Source organism: Bifidobacterium parmae (assembly GCF_002860365.1).
GTDB lineage: Bacteria > Actinomycetota > Actinomycetes > Actinomycetales > Bifidobacteriaceae > Bifidobacterium > Bifidobacterium parmae.
In genome coordinates this window covers 1-8,885 of the sequence record NZ_NMWT01000033.1, presented here as the reverse complement: position 1 = coordinate 8,885, position 8,885 = coordinate 1, and the positions used below count along the sequence as shown (strand labels likewise).

General features: G+C 71.3%; 5 protein-coding genes. 4 read left to right on the top strand and 1 reads right to left on the bottom strand.

The features are described from left to right. Nucleotides 1-53 precede the first annotated feature (53 nt). The 3 genes from Uis4E_RS11020 to Uis4E_RS11010 all read left to right on the top strand — a co-directional run bounded on the left by Uis4E_RS11020 (nucleotide 54) and on the right by Uis4E_RS11010 (nucleotide 5,666). The gene (locus Uis4E_RS11020; protein WP_207764584.1) at nucleotides 54-2,120 is read left to right on the top strand and encodes a lamin tail domain-containing protein; all 2,067 of its coding nucleotides are present in this window, start codon (nucleotides 54-56) and stop codon (nucleotides 2,118-2,120) included. A 229-nt stretch (nucleotides 2,121-2,349) separates the two neighbouring features. Next, entirely contained in the window at nucleotides 2,350-4,932 is a 2,583-nt protein-coding gene (locus tag Uis4E_RS11015) for a hypothetical protein (protein ID WP_165784972.1), read from the top strand. Beyond that, entirely contained in the window at nucleotides 4,929-5,666 is a 738-nt protein-coding gene (locus Uis4E_RS11010) for a hypothetical protein (RefSeq protein WP_101623203.1), read from the top strand. Before Uis4E_RS11015 ends, Uis4E_RS11010 begins: the two co-directional genes overlap by 4 nt. Nucleotides 5,667-5,681: 15 nt before the next feature. On the opposite strand, the gene Uis4E_RS11005 is transcribed toward Uis4E_RS11010, so the two are convergent. Next, entirely contained in the window at nucleotides 5,682-6,887 is a 1,206-nt protein-coding gene (locus Uis4E_RS11005; RefSeq protein ID WP_101623202.1) for a caspase family protein, read from the bottom strand. Nucleotides 6,888-7,067: 180 nt separating this feature from the next. Here Uis4E_RS11005 and Uis4E_RS11000 point away from each other — a divergent pair. After that, a partial coding sequence (locus Uis4E_RS11000; protein ID WP_133125466.1) for a WD40 repeat domain-containing protein occupies nucleotides 7,068-8,885 on the top strand: 1,818 nt, incomplete at its 3' end.

Below are 8,885 nucleotides of genomic sequence, written 5' to 3'. Positions count from 1 at the left end.
TCGGCCCCCATAGCGTGGGAACCGTATCGTTCCATACCAGCGAAGGGGATCACATGGAAACGCAGCATGATGGGGAAGCGGGGCGCGGCGCCGCACGGCGGCTGTTCGCCGCGGCGCTCGCCGTCGCCACGTTCGGCGGCGGACTCGCGATCGGCGCGCCGGCCGCGCTCGCGACGGAAGGCATCGAGCCGACCACGGACGACGCGACGACCGTGACGGCGCCGACGGCGGTCGACAAGCCGACGGTGGTCATCAACGAGGTGTTCGCCGGCAACACGAAGGAGCTCGGCGACCCGGTCACCGAACGCGACGACTGGGTGGAGTTGAAGAACACCGGCGACGCGCCCGTCGACGTCAAGGGCTGGGGCATCTACGACGAGAAGCAGAAGAAGCACTACACGATCGGCACGGACAAGGAGATCGTCACGGACACGACAATCCGGCCGGGCGGATACCTCGTGGCCGCCATCGACTACAACGGCGAACCGGGGCTCGGCTCCGACGCCGACTCCGTCTACCTCACCTCGCACGTCGGCGACGCGTACGACGCCGCCGCGCAGGTGGACGCCGTCACCTGGAAGCTCGCCGACAAGATGACCGCCAAGCAGTCCTACGCGCGCGCCGACGACGGCACGTTCAAGGTCAGCGACAAGCCGACGCCCGGCGCCGCCAACCAATTCCCCGATCCGACCAAGCCGCCGGCGACCGGCGACACGATGGGCGTCGACGCATGGCCGGGACTGCCCGACGTGACCGCCGTCGACGCCGAGGGCGAATTCGGCGCGAAGGGTCAGTCCGGCGACCATACGGACGGCAACCTGTCCGGACTCGTCTTCGAGCAGGGCCGCGACGGCAAGCCGGACACGCTGTGGGCCGCCGACAACGACCTCAACCCGACGCTCGGCGACACGACCGACAAGGGCCCCGGCTCCATCAACAGGTTCATCGACGTGGACGGCACATGGCAGCAGGACCCGTCCGACGGATGGACGTTCACGAAGGACGGGAAAACCAAGGGCGGCAAGCAGCTGCACTTCAAGGACGGCACCGGCGGCGTTGACTCCGAAGGCATCACGCTGATCCCCGGCGCCGACGGCCGGCCCGACAGCGCGAAGGGCGTGTTCATCGGCGCCGAACGCGACAACGAGAACAAGAACACGCCGCGTCCGTCCATCCTCTCCTACGACGTGAACGCCGCCGCCGCGGACACCAACGACGACGGCGCGCAGGACCTCACCGCCACCCACGAGTGGAACCTCACCGCCGCGCTCGCCCAGTTCGGCGTGACCCTCGGCAAGGACGACGCCAACCTCGGCGTCGAAGGCGTCGCGTTCATCCCCGACGCGACCCTCGTCGCGAAGGGCTTCCAAGCGAACCTCGACCCGCAGAACACGCACGCCTACGATCCTGACGGCACCGCCAACGACTACGGCGGCCTGTTCTTCGCCGCCCTGGAGAAGACGAACACGATCTACGCGTTCGCGCTCGCCACCGTCGGCGGACAGGACGCCGCCTACCCGGTGGCGTCGATCCCGCTGCCCGCGGCCGCGACGAACGCCGGCTACGACGGCCCGCGCGACCTCGTCTGGGACGCCGAACACGGCCAGCTGCTCGCCGAAGGCGACAACGACAACGGCACCGGCGCGAAGATCGGCGTCTACACGTTCGACGGCACGGGCGCGCTCGCGCTCACCAGGCTCATCGACACGCCCAAGGAGATCTCCGGACAGAACGCGGAAGGATTCGCGATCACGCCCGACTCGTACGCGCGGACCGTCGCCGGGGGAGAGACCGGCAAGACCTACAAGCCGGTGTTCTGGGCCGACGACGGCGTGACCGGCGGCCACTCGCTGCGTCAGGGCTGGATCGAAGCCGTGAACCCGAACCCGGGCCAGACGCCCGGCGGCACCGGCCAGCCGGGCGGCACCGGCCAGCCGGGCACGCAGAACCCGGGCAAGCCCGGCCCGACCGCGAAGCCGCAGGCCGGAGGCAAGGCCGGCGCGCAGCCGAAGCACCTGTCGAACACCGGTTCGCCGGTCATGCCGGTCATCGTGGCCGCGGTCGCGCTGCTCGCGCTCGGCGTCCCCGCCGCGCTCGCCTCGCGCCGCCGCCTCTCCTGACCGGCCGCACGCCGGTGCCGTCCTCGCCGGCGCCGTCCGGTCTCGCCTCCGATTCGCGTCATCGCACGACATAGGGGAATCGTAGAATGATGCCGTCGGAGGCGACGTGGCGGTCGCCGGACGGGAGGAACGACATGATCATCGCGGTCACCGGGCATCAGCGCATCCCCGACGCGCGCGAGCGCGGCGTTCCCGCACATGTCGTGCGGCCGACGGAGGTGCGGCGCCGATGACACGCATACGCACCGCATCGTCCCGTCCACGAATGTCGCCGTGGAAACGCCCGTCCGCCGACGACCGCACGCGGCGCCTGTCCGACGACTGGTATCCGGGCGAATGGCTGGAACCGGTCGACCCGGACATCGTCGGCCCGTTCCTCGAACGCTACATGGCCGGCATGTCGCGGCGCATGGCCGCCTACCTGCGCGCGCAGGGCGCCGCGGACGCAGGAATCCCCGGCACCGGCACCGACGGGAACGCCGCCGGTCGTCGCCGCACGCACGGCGTCGACTTCCTCAACCTGTGCCTCATCGTCGACCAGGAGCACACGTTCCCGATCGGCGAACGCAACCTCGCCGACGGCGTCTACGAGCCCGACGAGGAGACGGCCATGGCCGCGGCGATGATGCTGCAGCTCGAATTCGACCGGTTCGTCGACTTCGTCGCCGCGCTCGACCCGCACATCGACCGGCGCGGATTCGTCGACGCCCTGCGCGACGCCTACGGGTACGAGGGCGACATCGACTCCGAGGACTTCCTCGACCTGCTCGCCTCGCGCACGGCGGAACGCATGGCCCGCGAACGGCTGCGCGACTGGTCGCGGCGGCCGGTCGACGGTGGTGCCGGCCCGGATACGGCTCCCGACGCATGGGAGCGGACGGTCCGGACGCGTCTCGCCTCGTGGGGATTGCGGGACGCCGCCCCGGAAGTCGTAGCATCGCGCGATGCGGGCCGCGGCGACGGCATGGACCCCGCCGCCGCGCTGGAACGTGCGGAATCGCATTGGATCCGGTGCGTGGCCGGCGCCCGCCGCCACACGCCGCGCACACGCCGCGACGTGGCGTCCTGGTGCGTCTGGCACGCCGTGCTGGACGCCGTCCGGCAGGAGGACCGACGCGCCTACGACGCGCGATGGCGGGGCGTGGACACGCCCGACCGCGACGCGCGACGGTTCGACGCGTCGTCTACTCCCATCGCCGACGACGCCACCGCGGCATGGGACGGGTCGCACGGCACCGGCGCCCCCGGGGCACGCCATGCACACCACTCGCATCATGGTCTGGACGGTTCCGCGTGGAACACGCTGATGGGCCGCATGGTCGTCACGCATCGGCGCGTGTCGCGCGGCTATGCGCGATGGTGCGACATGATGCCCGGCGAGAACGACATCGCCGGCATCCGGCTCGCCGTGCGCGCCATCGCCGACACGCCCGCGTTCGAGGACCGGACGCTCGCCGCGGCGTGCAACGCGCTCGTGCGCGGCGACGCCGAACCGCCGCGCGACGCGTACGAGGCGACGCGCATGCTGCTCGCCTACGCGTGCGTGGGACGCGTCGTGAACCTCGACGGCGGCGTCGCGCAGGATGCGCGTGACGACGGCGCGGCCGCGGATCCGGACGACGCGCCCGGCGAATACGTGTACGTCGGACTGCGCAACGCGATCCTCGGATACGCCGGCTACGGGGGAGTGCGGCGCACGCTCGCGCCCGACGAGTACCGCGACTACGTGGCGCTCGTCTCCGGCGGCGGGACGCGCGGCGCCGACGGACGCACACACGATTCCCGCCGCCGCGCCGTGTGGATGTTCCCCGGTATGGAGGACCGCCTCGACTCGGTGCGCACGTCGATGACCGCGCAGATGCGCGAGGCGATGACCGCCGGATACGACCTGGGGGAGACCGGCGGCGACGCGTCCCCCATGCCGGAATCATGGTGGCGGTTCCACGACATGGCCGACAAGGCGGTCAGCCGGTGGCTCGGCGGCGAGACCGTCCACGCGCTCGCCGCCGACGGGCACGGGCACACGCTCGCCTACCGGTCCACGAACCCCGTCGCCGCCTATCAGGACGTGAACGCGTGGCGGCTCGCCGGGGCGCTCGAACGCTACGAAGGCGAACGCGGCTGGGGCAGCGGCGGCCGGCTCGCCGACCTGTACCGCGACCGCGGTCACCTGAGCAAAAGCGGAGGCAGGGCCGTCGACCGGTCCATCCGCGACTACGCGGACAGCGCACGCGGCGCCGCCGACGCCGTCCAATATCTCGCCGCCGTCACCGGACTCGGCATGATGCTCGGATCCGACACGTCCGTCGAAGCGTTCGTGCGCCTCATCGACCTGTGCGACGAGCGCGGCGGCGAGGCCTGCCGCAAATCATTGTGGACGCTGATCCGCGTCGCCAAGGCGAAACGTCTGCGCCTCACCGTGCCGGGGCCGCACGGCCGGCACGTCGGTGTGAGACTCATGGCGATCATGCTGTCCGACCCGGAACGGCTCGCCGAAGCGGAACGCGAATTCAAGATCGCGAACCTGCGCCGCGCGCTCGGCACCGTGCGCGGCGGCGATGGCGGTGGCGGTGACGGCGTTGGTGGCGACGCGGACGCATGGCGCGGCATCGCCCGCGACATCGACGCCGCCGAACACGTGGTGCGCGGCGTCGCGCTCGCCGCGTTCGCGCGGCTGCGCGCCGCCGACCGGCGGTGGACGACGATCCGCGTCGCGCCGCCGGACTGCGTCGGCGCGCGCATCGATCCCGCATCCGATGGTGCGTGCGTGTTCCACGCCGATACGATACGACGGAAAGGAGCGACGGCATGATCGACGACGTGACTCCGCGCGGCACGGCCGCAGGCGGACCGGCGGGCGGCGTCTCGCCGTGGAGGGACGGTGTGGCGCGGCCGTTCACGCCCCGCGACGTGATCGCGGGAATCACCGGAGGATTCCCGCCGACGCTCGCCGTGCAGATGCTCGCCGACGATGCGGCGCTCGCCTACGCGAACCGGTACCTCGGACGGTATCTCGCGCTCGCCGGGCACCTCCCGTACCCGTACGAGAGCCGCGTGGAACGCGAATGTCGCGAATCCACACCGGACGGCGACGCCGACCTCACGGTCGCGCTCGCCGTCGGCTACGGCGTTCCCGACGCGATGTTCGACGAGTTGGCGCGCGAACTCGACGCATGGGACGGCGGCGTGACGATGGGCGCTATGGATGCGGCCTCCGCGCACTCCGACCGGTTCGCGCCGGTGCTGCTCGGCGACGCCGGAAGCGGTGAAACGGCCGATACCGCCGGAAGCCGATTGGCTGTAGGCGGACGTTGGGATGCGACGTTCGTCTCCCAACGCGCCCGCGTGCTCGTGCGCCGCGACGACGCGGGCACGCTCGCGTTGCGCGTCGACATGCCGGACGCGGACGGCGCGCACCGGCTCGCGTTGCGCTTCGCCAATGGAAACGAACTGGCGTTGGACGTCGACATACGTCGCGGCACATGGCGTCGCGGCGGCGTCAAGGCACCCGCCGAGGGGCTCCCGGTCAGCTGCACCCTGCGTTGACCGGACCGAGGGGCGTCACCGCTTGTGCTGGATGTCCCAGTAGAGGCGGCCCAGATCGGTCAGACGCACGAACCCCTGACGTCCGGTCGGCTCGCGGCGGTCCGCATCCCATTCGGCCATGCACGCCCAGAACAGGTCCGCCTCGTGCGTCGCGCCGTCCGGCTCGCGGATGAACGCCTCCAGCAGCTTCGCGTTGCGCAGATGCTTGAACAGTTCCATGTCGCGCTGCAATCCGTCCAACCGTTCCCACGTCTCGTCGCCGACGCGCATCACCCCGTCGCGCGCGGTCGGCGATTCGTGTTCCGGATGCACGGCGAACGACGCCTCCTTCGTCGCGAATCCCGTGAACGGCTCCAGCGTTTCGCCGTCGAACATGCGCGTCGTGGCGCGACGGCGGGAGGGGGTCATGAGACCATGCGCGGCATCCGGGGCGATGCGCGCCAGCTCCTCCTCGGTGATCTGCCGGCTCGCCTCCACCTGGCGCAGCACGGTCGTCGCGTCGCTCCACGTGCGCAGCACCGGCTGCTGGCCGTCCTCGCCCAGGTCGAGCAGCGCGCACACGGTGGAGTGCAGCGACAACGGGGTGATGACGCCCTGCACGTCCGCGGCCGCGCCCTGCAACGCGGCCATCAGCGCGCTCGTATACATGAGATGCGTGCCGAACGGGGACTGCGAGGCCGTGTGCTCGTCGGTGCTGGCGAGGATCGTCGTGTTGCGCGGCCATTCCATCGCGGCGGCGACGCCCGCATGGCAGCAGTCGAGGATGATGGTCATGCTGCTCGCCTGCGAGGCGAACGCGGCTTCGCGGATGTCGCTCACACGGATGCCGCGGCGGGCGGCGGTTGTGCTGTCGGTCGAGTCGCCGGTCGGATCGTCGTCCGGGGTGAGCAGCAGCAGGTCGGCGCCGTCGTCGACGGGGATCGCATGGCCGGTGAAGTAGAGGAGCGCGTCGCCGCGGCGCACCATGCGGAACAGGTCGCGCACGCGTCCGGTCAGCGCGTCCGCCGTCATCTCCGGATCCGTCGCGTCGAACGGGTCGGGCGTCGCGTACACCTCGCCGCCGAGCAGCCGGAAGTTCGGTTGGGGCGTGCGCGGACTGTTCTCGCGGATCAGCCGGGCGAACGCGTGCGCGTCGACGCAGCAGCACCGCGGCTGCCGGTCCCGGTATGCCGCGCCCGCGTATTCCCCCACGCCGATGAACAATGCCAACCGCTGCGCCATATCGTCCCTCCCGTATCGGACCGTCCCAGTGCCATCATATCGGCGTCATCCTCTCATCCCTCCCCGTTACGCGCGATTCTGGTGCGCAAAACGGCTATTCAGCGCAACAAAATCGCGCGGAGAGACGGGGCGGCGGAACGGGGCGGCCGTATCATGGTGGGGAGGGGAGAGGAGGCGGCGATGCCCATACCACAGCCCATACCACAGCCCACGGCACAGCCGGCCGTGATGATCGTGGCGCATGGCGGCGATGCCGTGGCGGCGCGCGAGGCGGCCGCGGCGGCCACTGCGCAAGGCAGACGCGTCACCTTGAACGTGGGCGCGCCCACGGTCGCCGCCGCCGATGCCGCCCGGTTCGATCTGGTCGTCATCATCCTGAGCGCCCCCGCGGTGCGCAGCGAGGCGTTCGTCGACTACATCAACGCGATCGCGCGCGCCGCCCGCACGGTGGCGCCGGTGCGCGTCGACGGGATGCGTCCCGAATGGGCGGGACCCGACGTCGACCAGTACAATTGCGCCGACTTCTCGTCGGTCTCCGGCCCCGCGCGCATGGCGCGATGGGACGACCTGTTCCGTCTCAACATCGCCTCCTACGACGCGTTCAACGCGTTGCGCGCGAGCGCGGAACGGTGGGCGCGCAACGGCGGGGGCGACGACTTCCTCATCCAGGACCGGCGCGCGGCCGAGGAGTCCGCGCGGCTCGTCGCACGCATGGCGGCCGACCCGTTCGCCCGGCCCGACGAGACGATGCGCGCCTATGCGGCCGGATCGGTCGCCTATGCGGCACGCGTGCGGCGCAGGCGTTTCTGGTCGAACATCCGCGTCGGCGTCGCGGTCGCGCTCGTCGTCGCGTTCGTCGCCGGCACGATCCTGTTCACCAGGTGGGCGAACCGGCGGTTCGTCGCCGCCGTGCAATCCGTCTCCCGCTTCCAATCGGACGTCGCCCCCGAATTCTCCACGTTCCGCACGATCCAGGCGGCCGAGGCGGGCGGCGTGGACGAATCGGCCGCCGCGGCGACGATCCGCGACGGTCTCGCACGCGACTGGACGCTGCTGGACGTCGGCGTCGAGAATTCGGTGCAGGGCGACTACACCGGCTCCGGCGTGTTCTCCGACGACGGTTCGCGGTTCGCGGCCGAATCGTCCGGCGGCGTGCTGCGCGTCTGGGACGTCGCCACCGCGAAGCCGTCGGCGGCGTGGCGCGTGGCGCGGGGACGGTTCGAATTCGCGCTCGCCGCGGACGGCCGGACGGCCGCGGTCACCGGCGACAAGGGCCTCGTGCTCGTCGATCTGGAACGCGGGTCGACGCGCGTCATCGACGCGAAGACGCCGGTCCTCTCACGCGTCGCCGCGAATAAGGACGCGACGCGCGTCATGGTCGAGGAGGGCGACCATGTGGCCGTCTGGAGCAAGGGCGGCGGCCTGCACGCCTCCGCGGCGACAGGCGAGGTGCTCGCCGTGACATGCACGGACCGGGGGCTGCGCGCGCTGGTGCGCGACGGCGACACGCTGCACGTCGTCGGTGAGAGCGTGGACGCGAAACCCGTCGACCTCGCCCTGCCGGAGGATTCCGGCGAATTCGTCTACGGCGTGATCGGCATGGACGGCACGATCGTCGTCATCGACGCGGGAAGGATGCTCGTCGCGAAGCGCGGCGGAAACGGAGACTACCCGGACGGTCTCGAACCCGTCGGCGTCGTCACGCGCGACTCGCCGCTCGGCCTCGCCGTCTCCGCCGACGGCCGCACGGCCGCGGTGAGCACCAGTCAGGACGGCGTGCGCCTCATCGACCTCGACCATGGGCTCGACCTGGGCGCCGCATGCGAGACGATCACCGCCGTCACCTATCCCGCGTTCTCGCGCAACGGTCTGCTGGCATGCGGCAACGGCCTCGACGTCGCCATCCAATCGACCGACGCGATGACGCCCGCGGACGCACGTCCCGCCGGTGCGCGCGTCTCCGACACGACGACGCCGCGCGCCGTGACGGACACGGCG

Coding starts and splice junctions, on each gene's coding strand:
- Uis4E_RS11020 (WP_207764584.1), top strand. CDS start 54: ATGGAAACGCAGCATGATGGGGAAGCGGGGCGCGGCGCCGCACGGCGG.
- Uis4E_RS11015 (WP_165784972.1), top strand. CDS start 2,350: ATGACACGCATACGCACCGCATCGTCCCGTCCACGAATGTCGCCGTGG.
- Uis4E_RS11010 (WP_101623203.1), top strand. CDS start 4,929: ATGATCGACGACGTGACTCCGCGCGGCACGGCCGCAGGCGGACCGGCG.
- Uis4E_RS11005 (WP_101623202.1), bottom strand. CDS start 6,887: ATGGCGCAGCGGTTGGCATTGTTCATCGGCGTGGGGGAATACGCGGGC.